The following is a 26,202-nucleotide window of genomic DNA, read 5'->3' as shown; positions in this document are numbered from 1 at the left end:
ACTCAGCCGTACAAGTAAGGTATAGGTTTAGACAAAGGAAGTGCGTTATATGTATAAGAAAAGTGTGGCAATTATTGGCTCAGGTATAACAGGACTTGCATCCGCATGGCTGTTACACCCACGCTACAACGTCACTCTGTTTGAAAAAAACGCCTACATCGGCGGGCATACCCACACCATCGACGTACCCGAAGCAGACCGCCAGATTCCGGTCGATACCGGCTTTATCGTCTACAACGACCGCAACTACCCCAACCTCATTGGGCTATTCGCGCAACTTGGCATCCCCACCCGTGACACCGATATGTCGTTCGGATTCTCGCTGAATCAGGGTGAACTGGAATATTCCGGCTCTAGCCTCAATACCCTATTTGCACAACGCAAAAACCTATTCCGCTTAAGTCACTGGCGTTTGCTCAAAGAAATCATGCGTTTCAACCAAGTGGCGCACCGCTTGCTCGAAAACCCCGTTGCCGCCCCTGACATGAGCTTGGGTGAAATGCTCGACGCGCACCAGTTTTCCCGCGATATGCGCGAACATTACCTGTTGCCAATGGGTGCAGCGATTTGGTCATGCCCGGTTGACACCATGCTCGCATTTCCCGCGCTAAGCTTCCTCCGCTTCTTCGCCAACCACGGTTTGATTGATCTCCACAACCGTCCCCAATGGCGGACAGTTTGCGGAGGAAGTTCTTTTTACGTGCGCAAACTTCTCGCCGAAATGAGCGACAAGATCACCATTCAATCCGGTGCAGTACGGGTGGAACGCAGCACCACGCAAGCCAGCGTCTTTACCGACACCACCAAACACGACTTTGATGCGGTGATTTTTGCCTGCCACGCCGATGAAACATTGGCGCTACTGGCACAACCCAGCGCGGAGGAACAACGCATCCTCGGCTGCTTCCGCTACGAAAAAAACCAAACGTATTTGCACACCGACACCAACCTCATGCCCGTCAATCGCAAAGTGTGGTCGTCCTGGAATTACCTCGCCACCAGCCAGCCAGAATACGCCAACGCTCGCCAACAAATGACCGCGACCTATTGGATGAATAACTTGCAAGGGCTGGACACCACCACCGATTATTTCGTCACCCTCAACCCGTATCAGTTGCCGCGTGACGAGCACATCATTGCTGAAATGTCTTACGAACACCCGATCTTCGACCAAGCCGCCGTCGCCGCGCAACCACAACTTGCCAGCCTGCAAGGGCAGCAACACTCGTGGTTTTGTGGCAGTTACCACCGCTACGGTTTCCACGAAGATGCCATCGCCTCGGCGGTGAAGGTTTGTGCAGATTTCGGCATTGCCCCGGTTTGGGTCAAAGCACAGGAAACGACGACTCCTCAGCCTGTGCTTCCGTTGTCGATAGCTGGAGCGGTCATACCATGAATACGCTTGCACCTGCGGCTGTCTTTCCCTCAACAGTCATGCACAGCAGGCGTTTTCCGGTGGTTTACCGTTTCAGCTATCGCGTTTTTAGTTTGTTAGTGGACATCGACCGGCTGGATGAAGTCGGACGTAACCCACTGTTTTCCATCAACCGTTTCAACCTATTCAGCCTTTACCAGCGTGATCATGGCGCACGCGATGGCAGTGCATGGCGCGGCTGGGCAGAAACATTGTTGTGCGACAATGGCATTGACGCTGCTATTGGCAACATCCAGTTGCTGTGTTTCCCGCGTATCTTGGGTTATGGCTTTAACCCGTTAAGTTTGTGGTTCTGCTATGACACGGCGGGCAACTTGCTGGCAGCCATTTGCGAAGTGCGCAATACCTTTGGTGAACACCACCATTATTTGCTACCGGTAGCCGCTAATGCCGCCATCGTCACCGGCAGCAAGCAGAAAGTATTTCATGTGTCGCCCTTCATGGGGATGGAAGCCCGGTATGAATTTTTCATCCATCCACCGGCTGACACGGTAAAGATTCTGATCCACGAATACGAAGGCGACGAATTGGCACTGATTGCCAGCCAACAAGGGCAACGCCAGCCGTTTAACACTGGCGTTTTGCTGCGGCAATTTGCACTCATCCCCTTCATGACGCTGAAAGTCATGCTCTTGATTCACTGGCAAGCCCTGAAAATCTGGCTAAAAGGCGGCAAGTTTTATCGCAAGCCTGCGCCCTCAACGGAGACCGTAACCTAATGCCCTTAGAAACCACCCTGAACCCGCCATTAGCGCCCAGTTTTGATCATTTGCCCACGCTGAAACGCTGGCTGTTGGCGACGTTTGCCCGCATTCAATACGGGCGGCTCAGCATTCATTTGGATGGCGAATATTACGTGCTGGGGCATTCCGACGAATTGCACGCCAGCATCCACATTCACCGCCCCTTGCGTCTTGCGCTGAAATGTTTGACCAAAGGTGATTTAGGGTTTGGCGAAGCGTATATCGCAGGCGATTGGTCAAGCGATCACCCGGCGGATTTGCTGACGCTGTTACTACGCAATTGGGAACAATTCGGTAATACGCTTGATAGTCGCAAGCTGCTGCGCAAACCAGCCAACTGGTTTCACCAACTGCGCCGCAACAGTGTCCGCAACAGCCGCAAGAACATTGCCCACCATTACGACATGGGCAACGATTTCTACCGCGAATGGCTGGACAGTACCATGACGTATTCGTCGGCGTTGTACACCACCCCAGAATTAACCCTGGAACAGGCACAACGTGCCAAATACCAACGCATTTTGGATGAATTGCAGGTGCAAGCGGGGCAAACCGTGCTGGAAATCGGTTGCGGTTGGGGCGGTTTCGCGGAAATGGCAGCCGAACAGGGTTGCAAAGTTCATGGCATTACCCTTTCCAACGAACAACTGGCGTGGGCGCAACAGCGTTTGGAACGTTTTGGCGAACAAACCGTGCTGGAATTGCGCGATTACCGCCACCTGGAAGGCACTTACGACCACATTGTCTCGATTGAAATGTTCGAGGCAGTGGGCGAACAGTATTGGGAAACCTATTTCCAAACGCTGCAACGTCACCTCAAACCGGGCGGACGTGCCGTGCTGCAAATCATCGCCATTGGTGATGACTGGTTTGAAACCTACCGTTCGCGAGCGGATTACATCCAACGTTATATTTTCCCCGGTGGGATGTTGCCAAACCCTGCCAACCTCGAAAAGCTGGTTGCGGGTAGTCACCTCAAGCAGATTAATCAAGTTGGTTTTGGCAAAGATTATGCGCGGACGCTGCGCGAATGGGATGAACGTTTCATCGCCGCCCTGCCAACGCTGCGCCCGCTGGGGTATGACCAACGCTTTGAACGCTTGTGGCGTTATTACCTTGCGTATTGCGAAGCGGGTTTCAACGAGGAACGCATCGACGTGATTCAGTTAACGCTGGAGAAACCGTTGTCATGAAAGCGGCCTATTATCGCCAGTTGCTGTTTTACGGTTTACCGGGGCTACCGCTGGCGATGTTGGGCTTGCCATTATACGTGTATTTGCCGTCGTTTTATGCGCAAGAGTGGCATTTGTCACTGACGGTGATTGGCATTGCGCTACTGGCAGCACGTGGTTTTGATGTGCTGACTGACCCGCTGATTGGTTGGGCAAACGACAAGGTAAACAGCCGTATTGGGCGGCGTAAATTATTCATCTTGTTGGGGATACCGTTACTGCTGGTGGGGTTGGATTATTTGTTGCGCCCGGTGGGTAAGGTCGATGGCCTTTACCTGTTCACTTGGTCAATGGTCACGTATTTGGGTTGGACGTTGATCAGTATTCCTTGGCAAGCATGGGGGTCGGAAATGACCCGCGATTACCACGGCAAAAGTGCTTTATCCGCCAGTCGTGAGGTGTTTGCGATCCTCGGCACGGTGGTGGTGATTAGCCTGCCGTTCTTGCTCGGTTCGATGGATAACATTGCACTCACATTGGATACCCTTGCCAAATTATTGTGGGTGTTATTGCCCTTGAGCCTTTTTCCCGCCTTGGTGTGGTTGGTGGAACGCCGCCAAGTGCGTCGGTTCGCGCCATTGCGCAAAGTGGGTAGCATTCTCTCAGCACACCCAGCGATACGCCAGTTGCTGCCCGCTTATTTTATTAACAGTTTAGCCAATGCCCTGCCTGCTACCTTGTTCATTTTGTTTGTGACCCATGTGTTACAAGCATCGGAACAGGTCGGCACGGTGCTGATGGTGTACTTTCTCAGCGGTATTGTTGGTCTGCCGCTGTGGTTGTGGCTCGCCCGTCGCATCGACAAAAGTCGGGCGTGGGTATTGGCTCTTGTGTTGTCGGTGGCGGCATTTGCGTGGATGCCGCTTTTGGGCGCAGGCGATGTGTATGGGTTTCTCGCCATCTGTGTTGTCAGTGGTTTGGCGCTGGGGGCTGATGTGGCGTTGCCTGCGTCAATGCAAGCGGATATTGCTCAGCAAATGGAACATCAGGGCAATCCGCAAACCGGCTTGCTGTTTGGTTTGTGGGGTTTGCTGACGAAATTGGCACTGGCTTTGGCGGTGGGGATTGCATTTCCGTTGTTGGATTGGGCGGGGTTTGCGCAAGAGGCAGCCCTACAAAGCGATACAACTTTATTAACGATGGCTTTGTTATACGCCGGACTGCCCGTATTGCTGAAAAGCTGGGTAATTTGGCGCATGTGGCGATTTCCATTCAGTGAAGTCGATTTTCGGGATTATTGGGAGATGAGTTATGCGAATGCGCTCTATTCTGCTCGCCCTTCTACTCATCACAATGAGCGGGTGCAGCAATATGAAGATTGAAGATTACGCGACGTTTGAACCAAAGTTTGACCTGTTTGCATATTTTCAGGGCAATACCCGTGGTTGGGGCGTGTTTCAAGATCGCAGCGGCGCATTGAAACGCCAGTTCTTGGTCAACATCAAAGGTGAAGTGAACAAGGATGGCGAATTGGTGATGACCGAAGATTTCGTGTGGAACGACGGCGAAATCTCCCAACGCATTTGGTACATCCGCAAACAAGACGCACACCGTTACAGCGGGCGAGCGGCCGATGTGGTCGGTGAAGCTAAAGGAGTGGCTTACGGCAATGCGCTCAATTGGCAATACGATTTGAATCTGCCAGTAGATGGCAAAGTCTGGCAGGTGCATTTCGATGATTGGATGTATTTGCAACCCGATGGCGTATTGCTGAACCGCGCGAAAATGAGCAAGTTTGGGTTCACGCTGGGTGAAGTCACGATTGTGTTCCAGAAACGCTAAGAACATCCTGAAGAGGGCGTATGCAATACGCCCCTACAGATGGCGGTCTTCGTAGGGGCGTATTGCATACGCCCTCTTCAATGACAACAAAGGGGTATCAATATGTTACGGAAAGGTTTATTGCTGGCATTGTGCTGTTTACCGCTGAGCGTGTGGGCAAACATTCCGGCGGGCTTGCAAACCGTTGGCAAAGGTGAGGCACGTTATCTGGGCATGATCAAAGTGTATGACGCGGAATTGTCGGTTAGCCCTGATGCGAGTCGCGCTACGGTGCTGGATGCGGCGGTATCACGCTGTTTAAAGCTGGATTACGCGGTGGAATTGACTGCCGACAAATTCACGCTTGCCGCCGAAACCGTGCTGAAACGCCAGCATGACGCGGCAACATTGGCAAAGATTCAGCCGCAACTTGACCAACTGCATACGGCGTATGTGGATGTGAAACCCGGTGATATTTACCAAATGTGCTACGATACCAAAACACAAACCACCAACTTGCTATTGAATGGCAAGGCGGTGACAAAGGTGAAATCGGCGGCGTTTGCGCAAGTGTATTTCGGCATTTGGTTAGGCGAAAAGCAGCCGATTGCGCAGGAATTGCGGGAACAATTACTCACCGGGCTGTAGATTGACGCAACACCAAGCGCTGCTTGGTCGTATCATACTGGTAATGCGCAATTTGTTCCGTCATCAATAAGCGAACTGCTTGATCAATCACCTTGAGTGGCACCACAAACCATTCGCGTGGGCTATGCCGCTGCCCTGCCGCATCAAATATATCCAGATTCAAACAAGCCTCGGCAAACAGGGTGTGCAAGAGCCATTCCAGCTTTTGCGGATTCAGGTCGTAAGTCTGGTACTCCGCCATCACCTCGACTTCCGCCAGCAAATAGGTTGGCTCTTGCACTGCATTTTTCAGACGCTGCGCAATGGCTTGACTGGAAAAACCAATTTTGTGCAAATAAGGCAATTCCAAAATAGCGGGATTGCTACTCAAGGAACGCAACACATAAATCACCCCGGTCTGTGTGCCGGTTTCACTGACTCCGGCAAAGCCCGCTCTAAAACGGGCGTGCGTTTCCGCTTCGGTATCGGTGACGATATAACCCTCTTGATACAGCGCTTTCGCTAGGGAACGGTAGAGCATGTTCGATTCCGTAGCGTTTTCAAACACGCAATACGTGCGCCCGTCTTTGCGGTAACGCCTGCCATTCACCGTTTTTTCTGTTGAAGTGAAATGGACGTTCACCATTTTGAGCAAAATGCCATCCAACACATAATAAGCGCCATCTACCAATTGCTCGCCCTTATCCGTGAAAGGCAACAGTTTGCGTTTCCCTGTGGCTAATTCGCGGTGTACCTGCTTAAACTCGGCTTCATACGCCGCAAACTCAGCCGGGTTACACGGCTTACGCTTGGCGACATACGCACTGCTGGCGCGGGGTATTACGCTGATATGCTGCAATTGCAAAATACTGTCCGCAACCGTTTCCTCGGCGGATGCGCCCCCTAATAAACCCAGCGGATCATCCAAAACATCCGCGACCGTTTCAATGGTGGGCATATTAGGGAGCGTAATCCCAGCCAACAAACCAAAACGGTCAACGCTTTGCAAGGAAAGCGCTTTTTCGGGGTCAGCACGTAAGCCTTGCAAACGGCTATAGAGTTTACGTTCTTGAATATCACGACTGGCGGCAGGCTCACGCCCATGTTGTGCAAAAAACGCATTGATTTCCTCAAACGCTGCCAACAAGCGTTCATCGGTAGAAACGTTATTGCTGGCTTTGGCGGTTACACTCAGCAAACCCAAGGGATCATTGTGCAGGATCGCTTGCATTTCCTTATCAAAGTCAATCATGCCGGATTCGCCTGTGCTGCTTGTTGGGCTTGTTGCTGGCGGCGTTTATTGCGCAAATACACCAATGCTTCCGCCATGCGCTTTTCCAGCGGGTCAGAAGCGTTGATATGCGGTTCACGCCCGTGTTGCTGCATAAATGCACCGATTCTATCACGGTACAAAATCACCGCCTCTTCATCGGTCATCTGAATGCGCCCCGCATCAATGGTTTCCTGAATCACTTTGAGCAAGGAAGCCGTTACCGATTTGGATAACACTTCAAACGCTTTCTGGAACGGATTCACGCGGTCAATCAGATCAATGTGCAAATCTTCGATATTGACGAATTTGCCCGCCATGCGCACAAACTTCTTATCGCCGACCTCCTTGATTTCACCGTTTTTGATAGCGGAATCCGCCACGACGTGCTGGCGCACTTCCTCGACCTGTTCATCGTTCAAATCGGGGTATTTGGTGCGAATAACCCGTGGAATCAGCACCTTGTTAATCACTTCTGGGTCAATAAACTCGCCTGGTAGCACTTTCAGCAAGGTGCTGTCTTGCAAAATACTCGCCTTTAAATCGTTCAAGTCCGACGCGACAATCGCTTTTACCCGCATAGAGGTCGGCTCTTTGAAACCGCGAATGTGGATAGTCCCCACTTCTGGGGTTTGCGTGTCATCGGGGTGCTTGGTCTTGAATTTAAAATTAGGCGCAAGCACTTGTTCCATCAACAGCGAGGCGGTAATCGCTTTCAGCATATTATTGACGGAAAGCTTCACCTCGCCATCCGCTGCATCCGGCTGCGCAATCAGGTTGGTAAATTGCGCATGGGTTTTGTTCGGGCTATCGCGGGTAGCACGCCCGATAATCTGAATGATTTCGGTCAACGAACCGCGATAACCCACCGTCAGTGCGTGTTCGCAAAAAGGCCAGTCGAAACCTTCTTTCGCCATGCCCAATGCAATGATCAGATCCATATCATCGGGGCTATTGAGAGTGCGCAGGTAAGCGACGATCTTGTCACGGTCTTTGGGATTATCGTTCACCAAATCCGCCACTTTAATAACCTTGCCATCGGTTTTGCGGCGCACGAATAACACCCCCGTCGCGGAATCCTGCTTTTCCACCTCACCGATAGCATCAAGAATGTAATTCACCTCATCATGTTTTTGCTTGGTCGACTCACCCGCGTTGACATTGGGGATGTGCAAAATGGTTTTCTTGTCCGTATCCAAAATCTGCGCAATCGCGCTCAGGTAACGCCCCTGATAAAAATGGTAGCCAATCCCCAACGTTTTCAAGTGGGTATAACCGTTCAATTGCTCGTAATAGTTGTAAGTCACTTTGCTGAAACGGGCTTCATCTTCGGCTTGCAGCACCGGCACGCTATCCCCACGGAAATACGAACCCGTCATGGCGATAATATGCGCGGTGGTATGACTCATCACCGAGCGCAACACTTCACCAAGGCGATTATCGGCATCCGCCGATACATGGTGAAATTCATCAATCGCCAGCAACACGCGGTTAAAACGGCTTTCTTCCACCGCATCAAAGGCAAAACGCAAGGTAGCGTGGGTACAAATCAAAATCGTCGCCGCCGTGTCATCCAAAAACTTGCCGAAAGCTTTGACCTTGCTGGACTCACCACCGGGTGTACACAGGTTGTAAGCGTCATTCACCTCCCAATCCGCAAAGAACCCGTGGGCGCTCAGGCGAGCGCTGGCAAACGAGGCACCGATGGAACGTTCCGGCACGGCGACAATCACTTTCTGCACGCCTTGATTGAACAGTTTATCCAGTGCCAGAAACATGAGGGCGCGGGATTTGCCAGAGGCAGGCGGGGCTTTCAGCAACAGGTATTGGGCGTCACGCGCCAGAAACGCCTTGGCTTGCATTTCACGCATTCCCATGCGGTCAAGCGCGATGCTATCGCCGGTTTGAGCGTAGGTGACGTTGACGAGATTGGTGGGGGCAACCACCGAAGAGGGCGACAGCCGGTCGCCCCTACGGGGGGATTCTGTAGGGGCGACCGGCGGTCGCCCTCTTCCTCTTCCAGCGTCTCCACCATAATCGACCTCAAACGGCTTAACCTGACCTTTGACGGCGAAAGGTTCGATGGCACGCGCTTCCGCCAGAATCCATGCCCAATCGCCGGAATCTTCGCAGTCTTGCGCAGTGTCGCGGTCACAGCCTGCGGCTTTGCCGTGCAATTTGGCATTAAACGGAACGCAATCCACCAGCTTGACGTGCGCTATTGCCATACCGGAGGGGTAAAGCGTGCCATCCCGCATCCGTTGCCCCGCCATGTTTTTGCTGGCACCAATCAGCAAGTCGCCACGGTGGGTGTAGTGCCAACTGCGGATTTCCACGGTTTTGCTGCCGTCGGCAATTTGGCTTGCCCAGGGTTGGCGTACCATTAAACATTTCATTTTCTAAGCCCTTTAACGATCAATCGTCTTTTTCGCCATATCATTGTTTATCCCATCGCCGACTGAATCAGGGAAATATCTTTGCGCAACAATTCATTAACCAACTGCTGCACGTCGATACCTTTGGCTTTGGCTCGCTCGGCAAACCATGTTTCTACATCCTGATCTAAATAGACAGGGATGTTCAGGCGGGCATCAGGGCGGAAAAACTGACCACGCCCCCCTTTAGAAAAATCGTATTCGTCTTTCATGCTGCTTCAGCCATGCTCGGTTGCTCAATAAATGCCAGCACGATGTCTTGTTCGGCTACACCGTATTGGAGCAAATCATCGGTAATGCCGTGTTCGATACCGTCGTATTCGACGATAACTTTGCCATCTTGCAACGTGATGTAGATGAGGTTGCCGCGTACTCGTCTACCGCGATCCCAGCCGACTTGCATCAGGGCGTAGCGGTCGTGTGTATCATCGAACAGTACATCTAGGCGAATGTTGCCGTGAGAAGGGCGAAACTTGGCATACGTTTCAATCACATGTTTTATCGCCGTCCGGTAGTCTTGCGTATCCATTTTTTTACCTCCACTGTGTTGATGTCGATCACGATCAAATCCATCGGTAACTCATTCACGACTAATTCGCCGATGGGTTCGCTGAATATTTCGTCGTAGGCAAGGTGCGTAATCGCCAAGTAAACCTTTCTTTTTGGGTCAACTTGTTTGAGCAATAATTGATACAACACGTATTGCCCAATGGCTTGTTCAAGGTTGCTAATCGCGGATTTTCCACGGAAATCCTTGATTTCGACTGCGATTTTTTGATCACGACGCTGTGCGCCAATAAATTGCCCTGTGGTCGGTGCACTGGATGCACCTAAGTCCACGAACAGGAAACGCTCACCGTAGGATATAACGTAAGGGTCATCGGTTACATCCCAACCGTCTTTTACTAGCGCGTCTCTTACCGTTTGGTGGATAGCGTCTCTTTGTGGCATAAGATCAATATTTCCTAATAAGGGCGAGGGGCTCTTCTACGTCATTATATGTCATCCCCGCGCTTTCTCCTTGGCGATCATCGCCTCATACAACGTGAACAAATACTCCAGCCGTTCTTCGTCGGTGGTGAAGGGTTTGGCGCGGTAACATTGCTCGATGGCGATGTCCATGTCGTGGTGGGCTTGGCGGAGGGCTTCGGGCATTTTGTCGGGGTCGTAGAGTTGCGCCATGGTCTTTTCGGGGTGTTTTTCGCGCTCATCCAAGACGCGGAAGACGTGATCTTCCAGCTTCTCTTTTTGCTTTGCCGAAATATCAGGAAACGGAAACGTGTTATAACAAAGCACTGATGAATAGCTAATATCTTCTCTCATTCGTCCGCCAACAGTCCGCACCCAAACCATGTGCATTCTTGATGAAAGAAAACTAAAAATATAAGGCTCACTTTCATACAAAACCATTGCTTTATTTGTGACGACAGTGGAATTATCTATAAAAATAATTGGCAAATATTCTCTTCTTTCTGATGAAACAGTAGGCAATACAATACTCTGCGTTTTTGTTTCATTTATATCTCTGAACTGATGCGGTCTCTCGATAAGTTTCGCCATTTCCTTGTCCGCACTATTCTCTCTGGCTTTTTTAACAGCAATTATTCGCTTTTTTAAATCGGGCAATGACTCTGCGAAAGCTCTATCTTCATTACTTATCCATAAGCACCATTTACTTAATCCTTTAATTAACTCATCCGAACCTATGAGTTTTTTTACAAATCCAGCCGCTTCGGGATTTCTTTTTATCAATGAATCTTTCTCATCATCATTCATCATGAGATTTTGAGCGTGCTCTGTATAATTACCTGCCAACATTATTGGGATGGATTTAACAGGTAATTTTCTTGCTTTTACAGATATATCTTTTCCATCGACAAGATAAGCATTAATATTATTGGCGATAGCCATTGCATTATTTTTAAAAAGACGTTTTGGCTTCTTTATTTTATTTCTAATGCCAATAATTACGCACGTAACACCTGCATTCCCTTTTGCATTATTTATCCATTTAAATGACTGATATGCAAAACCAATCTCCAGATTCATCGCTATAATTGGAGTCCATAATATATCAACCTGTTGACCTTGATTAATTGAGTTTGTAGAAACGAATGCCATTTGATAATTGGTATTCTTGATATATTTAGCTCCTAAAAAAAACCAACATGCAATATAATCAAGATTTTTGTAGTTACTTGAACCTTTAAATGCAATAGACATATCTTCTTTTTGAAGATCTGACTGTTTACGAGTACCTTTGTAGGGGGGGTTGCCGAGGATGTAGGTTTCGTGGGCGGGGTCTTTGGGGCAGACGGTTTCCCAGTTGAGGCGGGTGGCGTTGCCGCAGACGATATTGCCGCCGCTTTGCAACGGTAGCGTAGGCTTGGCATCGCCGAACACTTCGCGGAATGCCATGTTCATTTGGTGTTCCGCCAACCACAGGGAGAGCTTGGCGGTTTCGTGTGCGAAATCGTCCAATTCGATCCCGTAGAATTGCGTCAAACGGATACCCGATTTTGCCGTCTTCCACTTGGTATTCAACGCCTGCAATTCGCGGAAAATCGCAATCTCCAGCTTGCACAATTCCTTATACGCAATGATCAGGAAATTCCCCGACCCACACGCCGGATCAAAAATTCGTAAGTGATACAGCCGATCCAGCAATTTAACCAGCTTGCCCTCATTCCCCGCAGCCTTCCCCAATTCCTCCGCCAATTCATTCAAAAACAGCGGCTCTATCACCTTCATGATATTCACCACCGAGGTATAGTGCATTCCCAAATGGCTACGCTGCTCATCATGCACCACCGCCTGAATCATTGAGCCGAAAATATCGGGATTAATCGCCTTCCAATTCAACGCCCCGCATTCCAGAATCAGCTTGCGCGATTTTCTGCTAAATTGTGGTACAGGATAGTCTTTCTCAAACAAGCCGCCATTCACATACGGGAATGCCTGCAAAAACGCTGGAAAATCGCCACGTTCCCGCAGCGCCAATACCCGAAACAATTTCTGCAAATAGTTCGATAAATCGCTGCCATCGTCCGCCGTATGCGAACCCACCGCATTGGTAAACTGGTTGTCGCCAAAAATGCCGGTATCTTCCGCAAAAAAGCAAAACAACAAACGCGACAAAAACAGATTCAAGGCATGGCGATCAAACCCCTTATTGTCTACATGGATCAAATCATACAGCCGCCCCATGCGCTCCGCCGCTTTCACATCCGCCGGATTTTCGCTTTGGAATTGCTGTTTCTCCATCCCCGCCCACGGTAAAAAGAAATCGAAATGCTTGGGCAAATCCACCAGTTCAATATCCAGCGTATCCTGCGTTTTGGTATCGACCGCCACCAGATGCTGCATAGTGGTCACGATTAAGAATCGGGGCGCATGGCGCGTAATCGCCGTATCTTGCTGGATAGCATCAATCAGCGCGTGTAAATCCAAATGGCGTTCATGGCTGAAATACACTTTCTTCTTCCACAACACATCCGTGCCACGTTTGGCGAGGTTGTAATCGCCCTTTTGCAAACGGGTGATGGACGCACGCGGCTGCTCATACACCAGTAACAACTCATACAGAAACTGGTTAGGGTCAGGGTTTGTCACCAATTTGCGTAGATTCTGTTCCAGCGTGTCGATATTCATGCCATGCGTTGCCCGTGATGAAAGAGCCAACATATTAACCCATTGACCCGCCCAACGTCATTCAACCCGCCGCCAACTTGCCCCGCAACCAACGCATCACCCACCCCAACACCGGCAATTTGCTGTAAATATGCTCCGCCGGATCCCAATAATCCACATGCTCCACCGCCAAACCCGCATCATTAAACCGCACCACGCTCGTACCGGGGATTTCCCAACGCTCCCCTTTCAAGGTCTGAAAATGGTAATCCCAACGAATAAACAGCGTATTCCCCGCCAGCGCGTGATCCACAATCATAAAGCGTGAATGCTGAGTGGTCGCAAACATGTGCGCAAAAACTCGCGTAATCGCCGCCAACCCGCGCACATCATTAAACGGGTCTTTGAACCGCGCATCCGCCGCAAAAATTCCTGCCAAACGCTCCAAGCCATCTGCCTGCAAGGTCGTAAAGGTCTGCAAATAACGCTTCACATGCTCCATCATGCCGCCCCCTTCGTCAGTTTGAAATACAACGAATACGGCAACAAACGCAACAGTTTCATCAAATACGCAAAGCGTTTCGGAAAGGCAATCTCGAAGTTCTGGCGCGGCAAATCACGCATAATCGCTTGCGCCGCGTCCTCTGCTTCCATCAAAAACGGCATTTTGAAGTCGTTTTTATCAGTCAACGGCGAACGCACAAAACCGGGGTTAACCACCCGCAACAACACGCCACGCGCTTTCAATTCCAGATGCAAGGATTCCGCCAAGCTAATCACCGCCGCTTTGCTGGCACTGTACGGCGCGGATTTTGGCAAACCGCGATACCCCGCAATACTCGCCGTCAGCAAGATTTGCCCACGCCCCCGCGCCAACATCAATGGCAAAATCGCATCCAGCCCGTTCACCATGCCCAGATAATTCACTTCACACAGCTTACGGAATAAGGCAGGATCAAAAGCATCCAATGGCATCGGAGTGTAATCGCCCGCATTCAACACGCACAAGTCAATCTCACCGAGTTCACGGGTAATCGCCGCCGCCGCTGCGTGCAAGCTGTGCGCATCGGTCACATCCAACGGGTAAGGTGTTAATGAAGGGTGGCGCGTTTGCATCGCTTGCAACGGCTCGCTACGCCGCGCACTGATCGCGACTTGCCAGCCTGCTTGTGCTAACGCAAACGCAAGCGCTTGCCCAATGCCGGAACTTGCGCCGACTAACCAAGCGACTGAAGGTGTTGTCATAATTGTTGCACTCTGAAGAACCCCTCACCCCAACCCCTCTCCCTCAAGGGGCGAGGGGCTAAGAAAATAATCCCTCTTGCTCCCCCTCGCCCCTTGAGGGAGAGGGGGCTGGGGGTGAGGGGTAACAATGCCTCTCGAACGAAAGATCATTTTAGCCCTCAGGAACTGAAAGCCCTAATGCCCAGTCAAACCCAAGTATAATCATGAGTGTAAGGAGTATTTTATGAGCGCGATGCGTTTTGGCGGGATGGTAGTGCTGGCTGGCAGTGTGTTGTTGAGTGCGTGTGTGCCGAACGGGGTGTATGTCGACCCATTTAATCCGTGGGGTACGCCCACTTACCCGCCCGCCACTCCTGTTCCGGTGACTTATGTTGATGTCTTCAAGTACCAAGGTTCACGGCAATGTGAAGGCGGCGGCACCCCGTTAGCGGAAATGCAGCGCCAACTGCAAGCCGGTGGCGCGATTGTCACCAGCAGCAGTTGTGGCATGGACGGACGCATGTACCCCGCTTTCTGTGGCGGCGCGGATGGCAAACTCAATATTTTCACCATCAGCAGCAACTCGATGAATGCCGCGTTAGCACAAGGGTTCACACCCCTCACTAACCTGCCAGAAGCGCAAAAAACCAGTTGCTACAACGCCCCTGCCAGCACCGGCACCAGCACTAGCACTAGCACTACTTACCCGTATACCGGCGGCAATAACAGCTCGTACTATTCGTATCAATAGCGTTTAAACAGCGGCTAATTCCCGTACTTGATCGGCGGTGAGCAGGAATACTCCATCACCGCCGCGTTCAAACTCCAACCAATGAAATAACACATCGGGGTAAGCAGCTTGCAGCGCATACTGACTATTGCCCACTTCCACCACCAAAATCCCATTCGGGGTAAGGTGATCGGCGGCATCACGCAAAATACGCCGCGTGTGTTCCAAGCCATCCGCGCCGGAGGCTAACGCCAGCTCAGCGGGTTCGTGCAAGAATTCCGGGGTCAAGGCTGCCATGTCTTCCGCATCCACATACGGCGGGTTACTCACAATAATGTCGTACTGACGCCCTTGCAGATTCTCAAACAAATCCGATTCCAGCGCTTCAACCTGCCCCGCTAGATTGTGGCGTTCAATATTGATTTGCGCCACTTCCAACGCCCACGGAGAAATATCGCTCAAATCCACCCGCGCATGGGGGAAAGCATAAGCACAAGCAATCCCAATGCAACCACTGCCGGTGCAAAGATCCAAAATCGTGTGGACTTGCGGTGGCTCAATCCACGGCGCGAATTGCTTTTCAATGTACTCCGCAATCGGTGAGCGCGGAATCAGCACATTTTCATCCACATAAAACGGCAAGCCCAAAAACCAGCCCTCATTGGTCAAGTACGCTGCCGGTTTGCGCGTTTCCACCCGTTGTTGCACGATGTCTGCCACCGCTTGGCGTTCATGGCTGGTCAGGCGGCTGTCGAAATACAGATCGGGCGTATCCACCGGCAAATGCAGGGTATGCAATACCAAATACGCTGCCTCATCGAAGGGCGATGCCATGCCGTGGGAAAAACTCAATTCCGCCTCGGCAAAACGGCTTGCGCCCCAACGAATATAATCTTTAATCGTCAACAGTTCGGCGTGGTTGAAATCCATAAGCTCCGTCATCGCATCAGTCCAAAGGGGGTCTATCATCCCGTATTTTGCGGAATGCTACCATGTTTATTGCCACTCCTTACTGCACCCCTTATGATTGCGCCCATTCTCAACCTAGCAATAAAGCAACAATCACCATGAAACATATCGAAAGTTTTTTTGAACACTTCCTGTTCACTAGCCGCTGGCTGCTTGCCCCTATCTACTTAGCGTTAGTGATTGCCTTGGGCGTATTATTGGTTAAAGCAGCGAAAGTCTTATGGATACTGACCACTGGCGCTCTAACCGCCAGCGAAGACGACATTATCATTGGCGTCCTCTCACTGGTGGACATTTCCCTGATCATGAACTTACTGATCATTATCATTTTTAGTGGCTATGAAACTTTTGTCTCCAAAATGGAAGACCTGCACGGTCACGCGGATCGCCCCGACTGGATGGGGCATATCGGTTTCAGCGATTTAAAACTCAAACTCATCGGTTCTATAGTCGCCATTTCAGGGATTGACCTGCTGAAATCCTTCATGGCCTTGGGTACAAGCTATGCGCCAACCACTGAAGAAATGGCGTGGATGGTTGGCATTCACCTGACATTTGTGTTGTCCGGCGTGTTGTACGCACTCACGGATCGTTTAAGCCATAGCGTAAAATCAGGCAATCATCCCCGTTAAGCACATCACGCGCACCCAAAACGGTTGGTCAGCTCGCCAATACCTGCGATGCTGACCACCACGGTATCCCCGTCTTGCATTCCACACACGCCCACTGACGTACCGCAAGCAATAATATCACCGGCTTCCAAGGTCATATCGTGCGAAATTCGACTCACAATGTCAGCCGGTGAAAAAAACATGTCCGCCACCGGATAATTTTGCTTTTCCACACCGTTCAACTCAACCCGCACCCGCAACTCAGCCGGATCAAGCTCGGTGGCAACGTTGGGGCCAAACACCCCAAATTGATCGAAACTTTTGGCTCGTGTCCAATGCACAAATACCGGGTCTTGTTTGAGCAAATCCCGTGCGGTGACATCATTCACGCAGGTATAGCCAAAAATGTAATCAGGCGCTTGTTCCTCTGTCACGTCTTGGCAACGTTTACCGATGACAATGCCTAATTCGCCCTCAAACACTACCATGCCGTCGTAACCCGTCGGGCGCGGAATCACCTCACCCTGCCCCGCAAAACTGTTGGCGGCTTTGAGGAAATACAAGGGGTGCGCAGGCTTATGCAGATTTTCCACCACCGCCCGTTCCTGAAAATTATTCCACAAACCAATCAGCTTAGAAGGTTCACACGGGCGCAATAATTGCACGGCTGCCAAGGCAAATTCACGCCCCGTCAGCGAATGCTCGGCGAACATATCACCGCAATATTCGGTAATAATGCCGTGTGCCAAGGTTCCAAAACGGGTTTCACCCTCGGTGGAAAAACGTACCCATCGTGCCATCGTCTGCTCCTGTTAAAACAATGCCTAAAGCTTACGGTTGCAGCGCACAAAAAGCACGGATTTGTTGCTCACAAGCCGCCGCCAGCGCTTTACGATCAATACCTGTCGTGGTCATTAACGGTAAAAAGTGAATTTCTGCTTGAATCCCGGATTCTGACAACAACGCTTTCAAATTATCCCACAACGATTGCTGATCGACATACGGCACGACCGGGTGCGTCAAACCGTCTTGCCCCGGATAACGCAACGCGACCGGCTGTACCGCAACCCCCGCCTCAAACGCAGGCGCAAACAAACGTGCATGAAAGGTACGCACATCATTGCCCGTCGTCGTTGTACCTTCTGGGAACAGCAATACCGAATCCCCCGCCTGTAACGCTTGCAAAATAGTTGCAGCCGCTTGTGCTGCCGCCCCCGCTTTACCCCGCGTAATAAATAAAGTGCCGGATTTTGCTGCCAGCCAACCGATCACCGGCCATTGACGCACTTCTTGCTTGGACAGAAAACGCGGATTGGCAACCCCGCCCAATAGCGCAATGTCCAACCATGAAATATGATTAGCCACCATCAATACCGCCTCAGCAGCGGGATTTCCCACGACGGTTAGCTGAATTCCAACGATTCGCCCCGCTTTACTCAACCACCAACGCACCAAACGCGGGTAAAAAGTGGCTTGCCACACCCCAGCAAACAACACCGTCATGCACACGCCAAGGCACACGTGTAGCGCCAACCGAATCAACCGTATCATTCTGCGTAATCGCTTCATTTTATCTCCCTGGTTTCAGATGCCCTGAGGTTATTGGGTTACATTCTTTGGCGAAAGAGCATAACCGTATTTTTTTGTGTTTGTCACAAAGCTGTCATATTCACCGCCTATAGTTCGCAGCAGTTCAACACTGACACTGATTGAAAACGATTGATCTAAAACTTTGGAGACTTTCAAATGAAGAAACTTGCTCTGGCAATTGCTGCCGCTCTGGCACTGTCTGCTACTGCTGCACAAGCACGTGACAATATCGAAATCGTGGGTTCTTCCACTGTTTATCCTTTCACGACAGCGGTTGCAGAAACATTTGCTAAGAAAACGGGCAATCCAGCACCAAAGGTTGAATCCACTGGTACTGGTGGCGGCATGAAATTGTTCTGCGCTGGCGCTGGCGTTGAAACCCCAGACTTGACCAACGCTTCACGCCGCATGAAAAAAGGCGAATTTGAAGATTGCCAAAAGAACGGCGTTGACGCTATCACTGAAATCAAAATGGGCTACGATGGCCTGAGCATTGCACAGTCCAAAAGCGGTGATGAATTCAAAAACTTCACCCTGAAAGATTTGTACATGGGTTTGGCGAAAGACGTGCCTAACGAAAAAGGCGAATTAGTCCCTAACCCTGCCAAAACTTGGAAAGAAGTTAACGCTGAACTGCCGGACGTTAAAATCGAAGTCATCGGGCCGCCACCTACTTCTGGTACACGCGACTCTTTCAACGAACTGGGCATGGAAGGTGGCTGTAAGCAAGTTGAATCGCTGAAAGCACTCAAAGAAAAAGACGAAAAAGCTTACAAAGCGGCTTGCCAAACCATCCGTGAAGACGGTGCGTATGTGGAAGCGGGCGAAAACGACAACCTGATCGTGCAAAAACTGGAAGGAAACCCTAAAGCTCTGGGCGCATTCGGTTTCAGCTTCCTTGAGCAAAACGAAGACAAACTGCGCGGTTTGGCTATCGGCGGCGTTGCACCTTCAGCAGAAGCGGTAATTGACGGCAGCTACCCTATGTCACGTTCCATGTATGTTTACGTGAAAAACAGCCACGTTGATCAAGTAAAAGGCATCAAAGAATTTGTTGCTGAATACGTGAGTGAAGCGGCAATGGGTACTGACGGTTACTTGGCAGACAAAGGCTTAGTGCCTGTTGCTGCTGACGAATTGCCAGAAATTGCTAAAAACGCAACGGCACTCACACCCATGACTGCGGATGGCTTGAAGTAATTTGAAATAATAATATCCTCCTCCGAAGATAATATTTCCAATAACGGATTCAAAAGGAGTGCCGAGGCACTCCTTTTTTTATGGTGAAAGCAATCCACCCCACGCATTGCGGCTTCTCGACACGCCCCCTGTCATCTGCTTTGCTTGTAGGGATTCCACCAACAGGATTCCCCATGCGCCCCCTAAATTTCGACAACCGTTTCGTGCGCGAACTACCCGGCGATACCGACCGGATCAATATGCCGCGCCAAGTCTATGACGCCTTCTGGTCAACGGTACGCCCCACGCCCGTGGCGAATCCGCGCTTACTGATTCATTCGCCGGAAGTTGCCGCCTTGCTCGGTTTAAGCGAGGCAGACATAGCGCACCCCGATTTTGCGCAAATCTTCGGCGGCAACCAACTCATGGCAGGAATGCAGCCCTACGCCGCTTGCTACGGTGGACACCAATTCGGTGGCTGGGCAGGGCAATTAGGCGACGGACGCGCCATGAGCCTCGGCGAAACCATTAACAGCGCGGGCGAACGCTGGGAACTGCAACTCAAAGGCGCAGGCCCCACCCCCTATTCCCGCCGCGCGGACGGACGTGCCGTCTTACGTTCCTCGGTGCGCGAATTCCTGTGCAGCGAAGCCATGCACCACCTCGGCATTCCCACCACTCGCGCCCTCAGCCTCGTCGCCACGGGTGACGGCGTAATGCGCGATATGTTTTACGACGGCAATCCGCAAGTCGAACCGGGCGCAATCGTATGCCGCGTCGCCCCCTCCTTCACGCGCTTCGGCAACTTTGAACTGCCCGCCTCACGCGGCGACATCGGCTTGCTGGAACAATTGGTGGATTTCACCATCGCCCGTGATTACCCCGAATTGCACGGCGATACGCAGGAAAAACGCGGGCAATGGTTCTTGGAAATCTGCCGCCGTACTGCGGTGATGATTGCGCATTGGATGCGCGTCGGTTTCGTGCATGGCGTGATGAATACGGACAATATGTCGATTCTGGGCCTGACCATCGACTACGGTCCTTACGGCTGGCTGGAAGATTACGACCCGCTGTGGACACCGAACACCACCGACGCCCAAGGCAAACGTTACAGCTACGGGCAACAACCCTACATCGGTCACTGGAATCTGGCGCGTTTAAAAGATGCGCTGAAACCCGTGATTGCCGATGCCAGTGTGTTGGATGCCGGTTCGCAAGTGTACGCTGACACCTACAGCGAAACCTTTGGTGTGATGCTTGCCGCCAAATTCGGGATTCGGGAATTATCGGATGAAGATGCGCCGTGGATCAATGGCGCGTTTGAGCTGCTGCATAAGGCCGAGGTGGACATGACGCTGTTCTTCCGCAACCTTGCCACTATCGACCTAGCAAACCCCACGTTGAAAGCACTCTACCCAGCGTTTTACCGCGATGAGTTATTGCAGCAATACCACGCGGAATGGGAGCAGTGGTTGCAGCACTATTGCCAACGTTTACAGCGTAATCATCTGTCGGATGTGGAACGCCGCCAGCGCATGAATGCCGTGAATCCACGGTTTGTATTACGCAATTACCTCGCGCAACAAGCCATTGACCAAGCCACGGCTGGTGATAACAGTATGATCACAGAATTGTTAGACGTGTTGCGTCACCCGTATGCCGAGCAAGCGCACTGTGCGAAATTTGCCGAGAAGCGTCCCGAATGGGCACGGCACAAGGCGGGATGTTCGATGCTGTCGTGCAGCTCTTAATTGACCGGTCGCTGGCGCATTGGCAGGGAACAGAACGTGGTGCATTGCACATTGTTGCCAACATTGACTTCCACCTCCTGCTGCCCCTTGGGTTCGGGAGGTTTAGTTTCCACCCGAATGCTGGTCGCAGGCGTACTCAATGGCATACTTTCATTCGCAGGCGCAGATTCAGAGCCTTCCGCATCCGTTTGCTGTTTAAACGGGTTAACCGCCGCCAAGGTAGAACAAGCCGATAGCGACAAGCTACCCAGTAATACCGCTATGCACGCCAAGGTTCTTGGGCTGGTGATCTTCATTTGCTAGTCTCCTTACTGTGTCCCACAACAGGACTATTTTTACACAATAGTGCAAGTGTAGCAGTAAAGATACAAAAATCCTGTTGATTTTATTGATATGTTGCAAATTTCATACAAAAAATTCTATTTCAAAGACACATCTAAACTTTAGCCTGCATTTGTTCCGGGCGCGTCGGCGGATTTAATTCGGTTTCTGCCCAATCCACATCGACTGGCTCACCCGCTCGATTAAACAAGGGCAATTCGTAATCATTCCAGCCGCGTACCCCGGTTTTCATGGAATAGACTTGCTGATAGCCCAATAATTGCAACGTCAACGCCGCCAGCGCAGTACGGTTTCCCGAACGGCACACCAGCACCACCGGCTTGTCGCGTGCCAGCGCTAACGCAGGAATGGTGTCGGAATAGCCCCAGTCACAAGAAGCTTCCAGAATACCACGCGGCACATGCAGAGAATCTTTAATGTGTGCCGCGTCGTATTCGTCCGCTTCACGAACGTCGACGATCAGTAAATCCGGGTGGCTGGCTTGCATTGCCTCAACATCCCACGGCATCAATTCCTGAATGTGGGACAAAGCGTCGGCAACCAGTGCCGCAAAGGTTTTCGCGTTATTCATGGTATTCGTCAATGGATTAATGTTCTGCGTTAGCCGCTTCGACACGGATGCCGTATTCCACTGCCATCACCGCAGCGGTAATTCGCGAGCTAACATTTAATTTGCGTAAAATGGCTTTAACATGCAGTTTTACCGTGCCATCCGAAATACCCAAATTGCGGGCAATGACTTTATTGCTTTGACCTTCTGCCAACAAGGTGAGAATTTCGTATTCACGCGGGGTCAATTCAGAAAACGGGTTCGCAAGCTTACCTTCGTTAGCGCGTGCATCGCCACCTTGCACCACTCTTGCCAATATTGCCGCAAGTTCTGGCGCAACCACCGTTTTGCCTGCGACGATTTCGCGCAAAGCCACCACTAACTCATCGGGTTCAATGTCTTTGAGCAAGTAACCACGTGCGCCACTGCGCAAGGCTTCGACTAAATCGTTTTCATTGCTGCTGGTCGTGAGCATGACGACCCGCAGATTCGGGGTATTTTTGCGTAACTGGCGCAATACCGTGAGGCCATCCATTTGCGGCATCCGCATATCCAGCAAGACAATATCCGGTTCAAGGTTGATAGCAGCCGCTAAGCCTTCGTCACCACTGCCCACCGCCGCAACCACTCGGATACCCCGTCGTGTCAGCAAATCTTCCAAACCGGCACGAAACAGGGTGTGGTCATCAATCAACAATACTTTTTCATTCATGTGGTGAGGTCGCTTATTACTGTGGTTATCAAAAGCAGGTTACACCCCAAACAAATCAGAAAGTTTCTTGGTTGGCGGTGCATCAAAATTTAATTGTATCAGTGTACCCTCACCCGGCTCACTTTCAAACTGTATCTCGCCACCGATCTTCTCAGCACGCTCTTGCATAATGCGTAAACCGATGTGTTCGCCCGTGGTCGGGTTGGGTTCAGGCAGCGGGTCGGGCAAACCAATACCGTCGTCTTCGACCAAAATGCTGCACTTGCCTTCTTCGCTACTGTGCAACAACAAGCGCACGGTTGATGCTTGGCTGTGTTTACGAATATTGGTCAATGATTCTTGCACGATACGGATCACTTCCAGCTCAACTTCGCGCGACAAATCTTTCAATGCCCAATTATGGTAGAAAAACACTTCCATACCCGTTTCTTGGCGGAAACGTTCGGTCAAACGCTCAACTGCACGCAAAATCCCTTTACCATCAATTGGCGCACGGAAATCGGTAATCAGGCTGCGTAATTCGGCGTAAGCTTCGTCGATGGTATTTTCCAAGACCTCCAATTCATGCCACATATCCGCTTCTGCCCCCCGATTGAACGAGTCATCCAGCAGGCGCACCTTAAAGCGCAAACTCGCCAAGGTTTGCGCCAGTGAATCATGCAATTCGTGCGCCATCCGGGTACGCTCTTCCATGATTGATAAGGTGCGCATGTCTTCATCGCTATTGGCTTTTTCAATTGCCATGCCCAAATGCTGACCGATACTGAGCAATAGCTCGTCATCTTCTACTTTGTCGTAACGCCCTTGGCTAATAAACAAGTTGTAAACACCCAGAATTTTATCGCGGTATTGCAACGGAATCGCCAACATTTCCAAATTTTGTTTACCCGCACACAGGGGCTTGCCGAGAATCGCATTGCACTGTGAAATATCACTGCGCATTTTGATTTGCTTATCCGTTGCCGCTTTGCCGCACAAACAACTGGGTAATGGCAAGGTTTCTTCCGCTTTCAAAGCGGCGGGATTCAAACCAATGCTAGAAACGAGGCGCATATTGCCTTCACGATCCAGCAAACGCACCGTTGCCGCTTCTGCGTGCACCACGTCGGTTAGGGTGTGCAGAAAAAGATTGAGCAACGCTTCCAAACTGTCGGCACGGTTAATACAGCTTGCCACCTCGTAAAGCACACTGAGGTGACGCTTTTTCTGGGCAAGGTATTTTTCTTGCCGATTCATGCGTTTTTGCTGCACCCGTGACAGCGCTTGGTAATCTTCGGTAATCGCGTTGATTTGCTCACGAATTTTGCGCGATGGGCAGCTTTTGCCTGAAATCAGCATCCGCGCACTAAAATCGCCTTTGCGCAAACGAATCGCCCAACGGGATAATTCTGCCCCAAATTTGGAAAATTCGCGCCACACCCAATACAACAATGACAAGACACCCGCACCCGCAATCAACCATAAACCGGTCATCATCGGCGCAATCCACTGGTATTCCGCTTTGCTGCTTGTTACCCAAAAATAAACCGCGCCAATCACCGTGAAGGTGAAAAACAGCACCATCAGACTCATTTGCGCCTGCCAAGGCAAATCAATGACAGGGCGGCCTTCTTGACTAGCCCAGTAACTGTCGCGTGAAGCCGTCGCAGCAGCATCGTCAACTTCTGCTGCCTGATGGTGCATTTCTTGCATAGAATTACGCCTGTGGTGGACGGTAGTTAGGGTCATTCGGATTGATGAAAACAAACTCCAGTTTGCCGTCGATTTCCACGTAATCCAGCGTCATGCCGGTTACTAATGGCTGAGAAGCCTCATCCACCACCAATACCACGCCTTCGGATTCGATTTTTTGGTCGCCTGCTTTTTCCTGATCGTCAAACCCCATCAGGTAATGAAACCCACCGTCCGGCTTTGTTTGGATAGCAATGCGTAACGGTAAACCAATGGCATTGCCCTGTACCGAAGCGGTACGAACTTGAGTGGCGGCGGCGGCAGTAACGGTGATCATGCAATAGAATTCCTTTGAGTTTGACGGATAAATTCCACAAAACGCTGTGCCCACCGGAATTGGGAGGTATCGCGCATGTGTGTGTAAGAAGCTAACAAATTGCGGTAAACCCAGCCATCGTGTTGACCATCAATGCCAGTTCCGCGCCGCATACGGTAGGCGAATTTACCCGTTGCGGTCAAATTCTCAAGCCGCGAATAGTGGAACTCGTGTGCATTAATCGTGTGCAACGTGTCGCCCCCCGGCCAAGGCATATCCGCAGTTTCTTGCAATTTCACGTAACCCCTGCCCTGCGGCTTGGTATGCATCACCGCGTCACCGGGAATCACGCCCACCATTGGTGCTTGTTGCCCGTTCCAGATTAGGCTACGGGAAAGGTACATCAAGCCGCCACATTCTGCATACGTCGGCAAACCGTTGTCGATGGCGCAGCGGATGGAATCGCGCATTGACGTATTTGCCGCCAATTGCTGCATGTGCGTTTCGGGAAAACCACCGCCAATAAACAGACCGTCGATGGCGGGCAAAGCGGTGTCTTGCAGGGTGTTCACTGGAACAAGGGTTGCGCCTGCTTGTTGCAGGGCTTCGAGGTCGCCGGGGTAGTAGAAACCGAAAGCAGGGTCTTGACAGATACCGATGCTAAGAGACCCAGAATATTGTAGGGGCGATTCATGAATCGCCCTGCCCTCCAACCCTACTGCACGCTCCGCAATCCCCAGCACTGCTCGCAAATCCACCTGTTCTGCCACCAGATCCCGAATCCGTGCAATCTGCTGTTCTGCTGCACCGCTCTCATTGCTCGGCATCAACCCCAAATGGCGCTCTTCGATTTCCATTTCGGGATTATTTTGTACCGCGCCCAACACCTTGATGTCGGTGTAATGCTCAACGGATTCACGCAACTTAGCGGCGTGGCGAGCACCGCCCACGCGATTGAAAATGATTCCGGCAATATTTACTTCGCGGTCAAACGCTTGATAACCGAGCAATAACGGCGCAATGCCGCGTGTCATACCGCGTGAGTCCACCACCAAAATAACGGGGGATTGGGTTAATTTAGCGACAGCCGCATTGCTATCCGAACCATTCAATGCCATGCCGTCGTACAGCCCTTTATTGGCTTCGATTAGCGCAATATCTGCATTTTGCGAATAATGCTGCACGGTTTGGATGATTTCAGCCGGTGTCATCGTATTGAAATCAAGGTTGTGGCAGGGGCGCTGACTCGCCGCCCCTAACCACAGCGGATCGATATAATCCGGGCCTTTTTTGAACGGCTGGACACGTAAACCTTGGGCGTGCAAAGCGGCACACAGACCGATGGACAGTGTGGTTTTGCCGGAGGATTTATGAGTTGCGGAGATAAAAATTCTTGCCATGGACGCATTCTACCGCAACTC

At 51.1% G+C, this 26,202-nt stretch carries 27 protein-coding genes; 10 read left to right on the top strand and 17 right to left on the bottom strand.

The features are described from left to right. The first annotated feature begins 49 nt into the window (after positions 1-49). The 6 genes from HMY34_RS19525 (at position 50) to HMY34_RS19500 (ending at position 5,819) form a co-directional block, all read left to right on the top strand. The gene (locus HMY34_RS19525) at positions 50-1,396 is read left to right on the top strand and encodes an NAD(P)/FAD-dependent oxidoreductase (RefSeq protein ID WP_202717071.1); all 1,347 of its coding nucleotides are present in this window, start codon (positions 50-52) and stop codon (positions 1,394-1,396) included. Then, positions 1,393-2,154: a DUF1365 domain-containing protein gene (locus HMY34_RS19520; RefSeq protein ID WP_202717070.1), complete on the top strand. Its 762-nt coding sequence runs from the start codon at positions 1,393-1,395 to the stop codon at positions 2,152-2,154. The genes HMY34_RS19525 and HMY34_RS19520 overlap by 4 nt, the downstream gene beginning before the upstream one ends. Further along, a complete protein-coding gene (locus HMY34_RS19515; RefSeq protein WP_202717069.1) occupies positions 2,154-3,371 on the top strand; it encodes an SAM-dependent methyltransferase in 1,218 nt (405 codons plus the stop codon). The genes HMY34_RS19520 and HMY34_RS19515 overlap by 1 nt, the downstream gene beginning before the upstream one ends. Then, complete coding sequence (locus HMY34_RS19510; protein ID WP_202717068.1) at positions 3,368-4,732, top strand: MFS transporter; 1,365 nt, start codon at positions 3,368-3,370, stop codon at positions 4,730-4,732. The genes HMY34_RS19515 and HMY34_RS19510 overlap by 4 nt, the downstream gene beginning before the upstream one ends. Further along, complete coding sequence (locus tag HMY34_RS19505; protein WP_266096940.1) at positions 4,722-5,192, top strand: DUF3833 domain-containing protein; 471 nt, start codon at positions 4,722-4,724, stop codon at positions 5,190-5,192. Before HMY34_RS19510 ends, HMY34_RS19505 begins: the two co-directional genes overlap by 11 nt. 102 nt (positions 5,193-5,294) lie before the next feature. Beyond that, the gene (locus HMY34_RS19500; protein WP_202717066.1) at positions 5,295-5,819 is read left to right on the top strand and encodes a chalcone isomerase family protein; all 525 of its coding nucleotides are present in this window, start codon (positions 5,295-5,297) and stop codon (positions 5,817-5,819) included. Here HMY34_RS19500 and HMY34_RS19495 read toward each other — a convergent pair. The 8 genes from HMY34_RS19495 to HMY34_RS19460 form a co-directional block, all read right to left on the bottom strand. Further along, positions 5,806-7,050 carry a GIY-YIG nuclease family protein gene (locus tag HMY34_RS19495; protein WP_202717065.1) on the bottom strand — a complete coding sequence of 415 codons (1,245 nt, stop codon included), beginning with the start codon at positions 7,048-7,050 and terminating at the stop codon, positions 5,806-5,808. The genes HMY34_RS19500 and HMY34_RS19495 overlap by 14 nt on opposite strands. Beyond that, the gene (locus HMY34_RS19490) at positions 7,047-9,452 is read right to left on the bottom strand and encodes an ASCH domain-containing protein (protein WP_202717064.1); all 2,406 of its coding nucleotides are present in this window, start codon (positions 9,450-9,452) and stop codon (positions 7,047-7,049) included. Before HMY34_RS19490 ends, HMY34_RS19495 begins: the two co-directional genes overlap by 4 nt. 59 nt (positions 9,453-9,511) lie before the next feature. Further along, positions 9,512-9,715 carry a hypothetical protein gene (locus HMY34_RS19485; RefSeq protein WP_202717063.1) on the bottom strand — a complete coding sequence of 68 codons (204 nt, stop codon included), beginning with the start codon at positions 9,713-9,715 and terminating at the stop codon, positions 9,512-9,514. Further along, positions 9,712-10,032: a XisI protein gene (locus HMY34_RS19480; protein ID WP_202717062.1), complete on the bottom strand. Its 321-nt coding sequence runs from the start codon at positions 10,030-10,032 to the stop codon at positions 9,712-9,714. Before HMY34_RS19480 ends, HMY34_RS19485 begins: the two co-directional genes overlap by 4 nt. After that, positions 10,002-10,454, bottom strand: a complete 453-nt coding sequence (locus tag HMY34_RS19475) for a XisH family protein (RefSeq protein ID WP_202717061.1) — start codon at positions 10,452-10,454, stop codon at positions 10,002-10,004. The genes HMY34_RS19480 and HMY34_RS19475 overlap by 31 nt, the downstream gene beginning before the upstream one ends. 51 nt (positions 10,455-10,505) lie before the next feature. Further along, positions 10,506-13,154 (bottom strand): class I SAM-dependent DNA methyltransferase, encoded by a 2,649-nt coding sequence (locus tag HMY34_RS19470; RefSeq protein ID WP_202717060.1) that lies wholly within the window; start codon positions 13,152-13,154, stop codon positions 10,506-10,508. A 61-nt stretch (positions 13,155-13,215) separates the two neighbouring features. Then, positions 13,216-13,638: a nuclear transport factor 2 family protein gene (locus HMY34_RS19465; RefSeq protein ID WP_202717059.1), complete on the bottom strand. Its 423-nt coding sequence runs from the start codon at positions 13,636-13,638 to the stop codon at positions 13,216-13,218. After that, positions 13,635-14,378 (bottom strand): SDR family NAD(P)-dependent oxidoreductase, encoded by a 744-nt coding sequence (locus tag HMY34_RS19460; protein WP_202717058.1) that lies wholly within the window; start codon positions 14,376-14,378, stop codon positions 13,635-13,637. Before HMY34_RS19460 ends, HMY34_RS19465 begins: the two co-directional genes overlap by 4 nt. A 223-nt stretch (positions 14,379-14,601) precedes the next feature. On the opposite strand from HMY34_RS19460, the gene HMY34_RS19455 reads away from it, so the two are divergent. Continuing rightward, on the top strand, positions 14,602-15,108 hold the full coding sequence (locus HMY34_RS19455; RefSeq protein ID WP_202717057.1) for a hypothetical protein: 507 nt from the start codon (positions 14,602-14,604) through the stop codon (positions 15,106-15,108). A gap of 3 nt (positions 15,109-15,111) precedes the next feature. Here HMY34_RS19455 and prmB read toward each other — a convergent pair whose 3' ends face one another. Next, the gene (gene prmB / locus HMY34_RS19450; RefSeq protein ID WP_228287928.1) at positions 15,112-16,029 is read right to left on the bottom strand and encodes a 50S ribosomal protein L3 N(5)-glutamine methyltransferase; all 918 of its coding nucleotides are present in this window, start codon (positions 16,027-16,029) and stop codon (positions 15,112-15,114) included. Positions 16,030-16,154: 125 nt separating this feature from the next. On the opposite strand from prmB, the gene HMY34_RS19445 reads away from it, so the two are divergent. Then, positions 16,155-16,688 (top strand): TIGR00645 family protein, encoded by a 534-nt coding sequence (locus HMY34_RS19445; RefSeq protein WP_202717056.1) that lies wholly within the window; start codon positions 16,155-16,157, stop codon positions 16,686-16,688. A gap of 5 nt (positions 16,689-16,693) precedes the next feature. Here the strand turns inward: HMY34_RS19445 and HMY34_RS19440 are convergent, their stop codons facing one another. After that, on the bottom strand, positions 16,694-17,467 hold the full coding sequence (locus HMY34_RS19440; RefSeq protein WP_202717055.1) for a fumarylacetoacetate hydrolase family protein: 774 nt from the start codon (positions 17,465-17,467) through the stop codon (positions 16,694-16,696). Between the two features lie 31 nt (positions 17,468-17,498). Continuing rightward, a complete protein-coding gene (locus HMY34_RS19435; protein ID WP_202717054.1) occupies positions 17,499-18,236 on the bottom strand; it encodes a lysophospholipid acyltransferase family protein in 738 nt (245 codons plus the stop codon). 177 nt (positions 18,237-18,413) lie between these two features. On the opposite strand from HMY34_RS19435, the gene HMY34_RS19430 reads away from it, so the two are divergent. Further along, complete coding sequence (locus tag HMY34_RS19430; protein ID WP_202717053.1) at positions 18,414-19,457, top strand: substrate-binding domain-containing protein; 1,044 nt, start codon at positions 18,414-18,416, stop codon at positions 19,455-19,457. Positions 19,458-19,630: 173 nt separating this feature from the next. Continuing rightward, positions 19,631-21,190, top strand: coding sequence for a protein adenylyltransferase SelO (locus tag HMY34_RS19425; protein ID WP_202717052.1), 1,560 nt, complete (start codon positions 19,631-19,633; stop codon positions 21,188-21,190). Here HMY34_RS19425 and HMY34_RS19420 read toward each other — a convergent pair. From HMY34_RS19420 to HMY34_RS19395, 6 genes are all read right to left on the bottom strand, one after another. Further along, positions 21,187-21,486 (bottom strand): hypothetical protein, encoded by a 300-nt coding sequence (locus HMY34_RS19420; RefSeq protein ID WP_202717051.1) that lies wholly within the window; start codon positions 21,484-21,486, stop codon positions 21,187-21,189. The genes HMY34_RS19425 and HMY34_RS19420 overlap by 4 nt on opposite strands. Before the next feature lie 140 nt (positions 21,487-21,626). After that, positions 21,627-22,103, bottom strand: a complete 477-nt coding sequence (locus tag HMY34_RS19415; RefSeq protein WP_202717050.1) for a rhodanese-like domain-containing protein — start codon at positions 22,101-22,103, stop codon at positions 21,627-21,629. Positions 22,104-22,119: 16 nt separating this feature from the next. After that, on the bottom strand, positions 22,120-22,794 hold the full coding sequence (locus tag HMY34_RS19410; protein WP_202717049.1) for a response regulator: 675 nt from the start codon (positions 22,792-22,794) through the stop codon (positions 22,120-22,122). Positions 22,795-22,833: 39 nt separating this feature from the next. After that, positions 22,834-24,486, bottom strand: coding sequence for a GAF domain-containing sensor histidine kinase (locus tag HMY34_RS19405; protein WP_202717048.1), 1,653 nt, complete (start codon positions 24,484-24,486; stop codon positions 22,834-22,836). Between the two features lie 4 nt (positions 24,487-24,490). After that, a complete protein-coding gene (locus tag HMY34_RS19400; RefSeq protein WP_202717047.1) occupies positions 24,491-24,802 on the bottom strand; it encodes a HesB/IscA family protein in 312 nt (103 codons plus the stop codon). After that, a complete protein-coding gene (locus tag HMY34_RS19395) occupies positions 24,799-26,181 on the bottom strand; it encodes a cobyrinic acid a,c-diamide synthase CobB (protein ID WP_202717046.1) in 1,383 nt (460 codons plus the stop codon). Before HMY34_RS19395 ends, HMY34_RS19400 begins: the two co-directional genes overlap by 4 nt. Positions 26,182-26,202 lie beyond the last annotated feature (21 nt).

Origin of the sequence: Thiothrix subterranea, from assembly GCF_016772315.1 — a bacterium.
GTDB classification, from domain to species: Bacteria; Pseudomonadota; Gammaproteobacteria; order Thiotrichales; family Thiotrichaceae; genus Thiothrix; species Thiothrix subterranea.
This window is presented reverse-complemented; position numbering and strand designations above follow the sequence as displayed.

What these genes read in the sequence shown, in the direction of transcription:
- HMY34_RS19505 (WP_266096940.1), top strand. Translation starts at nt 4,722, where the DNA reads ATGAAGATTGAAGATTACGCGACGTTTGAACCAAAGTTTGACCTGTTT.
- HMY34_RS19410 (WP_202717049.1), bottom strand. Translation starts at nt 22,794, where the DNA reads ATGAATGAAAAAGTATTGTTGATTGATGACCACACCCTGTTTCGTGCC.
- HMY34_RS19525 (WP_202717071.1), top strand. Translation starts at nt 50, where the DNA reads ATGTATAAGAAAAGTGTGGCAATTATTGGCTCAGGTATAACAGGACTT.
- HMY34_RS19395 (WP_202717046.1), bottom strand. Translation starts at nt 26,181, where the DNA reads ATGGCAAGAATTTTTATCTCCGCAACTCATAAATCCTCCGGCAAAACC.
- HMY34_RS19510 (WP_202717068.1), top strand. Translation starts at nt 3,368, where the DNA reads ATGAAAGCGGCCTATTATCGCCAGTTGCTGTTTTACGGTTTACCGGGG.
- HMY34_RS19425 (WP_202717052.1), top strand. Translation starts at nt 19,631, where the DNA reads ATGCGCCCCCTAAATTTCGACAACCGTTTCGTGCGCGAACTACCCGGC.
- HMY34_RS19430 (WP_202717053.1), top strand. Translation starts at nt 18,414, where the DNA reads ATGAAGAAACTTGCTCTGGCAATTGCTGCCGCTCTGGCACTGTCTGCT.
- HMY34_RS19475 (WP_202717061.1), bottom strand. Translation starts at nt 10,454, where the DNA reads ATGCCACAAAGAGACGCTATCCACCAAACGGTAAGAGACGCGCTAGTA.
- HMY34_RS19520 (WP_202717070.1), top strand. Translation starts at nt 1,393, where the DNA reads ATGAATACGCTTGCACCTGCGGCTGTCTTTCCCTCAACAGTCATGCAC.
- HMY34_RS19495 (WP_202717065.1), bottom strand. Translation starts at nt 7,050, where the DNA reads ATGATTGACTTTGATAAGGAAATGCAAGCGATCCTGCACAATGATCCC.
- HMY34_RS19455 (WP_202717057.1), top strand. Translation starts at nt 14,602, where the DNA reads ATGAGCGCGATGCGTTTTGGCGGGATGGTAGTGCTGGCTGGCAGTGTG.
- HMY34_RS19480 (WP_202717062.1), bottom strand. Translation starts at nt 10,032, where the DNA reads ATGGATACGCAAGACTACCGGACGGCGATAAAACATGTGATTGAAACG.
- prmB (WP_228287928.1), bottom strand. Translation starts at nt 16,029, where the DNA reads ATGACGGAGCTTATGGATTTCAACCACGCCGAACTGTTGACGATTAAA.
- HMY34_RS19445 (WP_202717056.1), top strand. Translation starts at nt 16,155, where the DNA reads ATGAAACATATCGAAAGTTTTTTTGAACACTTCCTGTTCACTAGCCGC.
- HMY34_RS19420 (WP_202717051.1), bottom strand. Translation starts at nt 21,486, where the DNA reads ATGAAGATCACCAGCCCAAGAACCTTGGCGTGCATAGCGGTATTACTG.
- HMY34_RS19465 (WP_202717059.1), bottom strand. Translation starts at nt 13,638, where the DNA reads ATGATGGAGCATGTGAAGCGTTATTTGCAGACCTTTACGACCTTGCAG.
- HMY34_RS19415 (WP_202717050.1), bottom strand. Translation starts at nt 22,103, where the DNA reads ATGAATAACGCGAAAACCTTTGCGGCACTGGTTGCCGACGCTTTGTCC.
- HMY34_RS19470 (WP_202717060.1), bottom strand. Translation starts at nt 13,154, where the DNA reads ATGAATATCGACACGCTGGAACAGAATCTACGCAAATTGGTGACAAAC.
- HMY34_RS19460 (WP_202717058.1), bottom strand. Translation starts at nt 14,378, where the DNA reads ATGACAACACCTTCAGTCGCTTGGTTAGTCGGCGCAAGTTCCGGCATT.
- HMY34_RS19515 (WP_202717069.1), top strand. Translation starts at nt 2,154, where the DNA reads ATGCCCTTAGAAACCACCCTGAACCCGCCATTAGCGCCCAGTTTTGAT.
- HMY34_RS19435 (WP_202717054.1), bottom strand. Translation starts at nt 18,236, where the DNA reads ATGAAGCGATTACGCAGAATGATACGGTTGATTCGGTTGGCGCTACAC.
- HMY34_RS19440 (WP_202717055.1), bottom strand. Translation starts at nt 17,467, where the DNA reads ATGGCACGATGGGTACGTTTTTCCACCGAGGGTGAAACCCGTTTTGGA.
- HMY34_RS19400 (WP_202717047.1), bottom strand. Translation starts at nt 24,802, where the DNA reads ATGATCACCGTTACTGCCGCCGCCGCCACTCAAGTTCGTACCGCTTCG.
- HMY34_RS19500 (WP_202717066.1), top strand. Translation starts at nt 5,295, where the DNA reads ATGTTACGGAAAGGTTTATTGCTGGCATTGTGCTGTTTACCGCTGAGC.
- HMY34_RS19405 (WP_202717048.1), bottom strand. Translation starts at nt 24,486, where the DNA reads ATGCAAGAAATGCACCATCAGGCAGCAGAAGTTGACGATGCTGCTGCG.
- HMY34_RS19490 (WP_202717064.1), bottom strand. Translation starts at nt 9,452, where the DNA reads ATGGTACGCCAACCCTGGGCAAGCCAAATTGCCGACGGCAGCAAAACC.
- HMY34_RS19485 (WP_202717063.1), bottom strand. Translation starts at nt 9,715, where the DNA reads ATGAAAGACGAATACGATTTTTCTAAAGGGGGGCGTGGTCAGTTTTTC.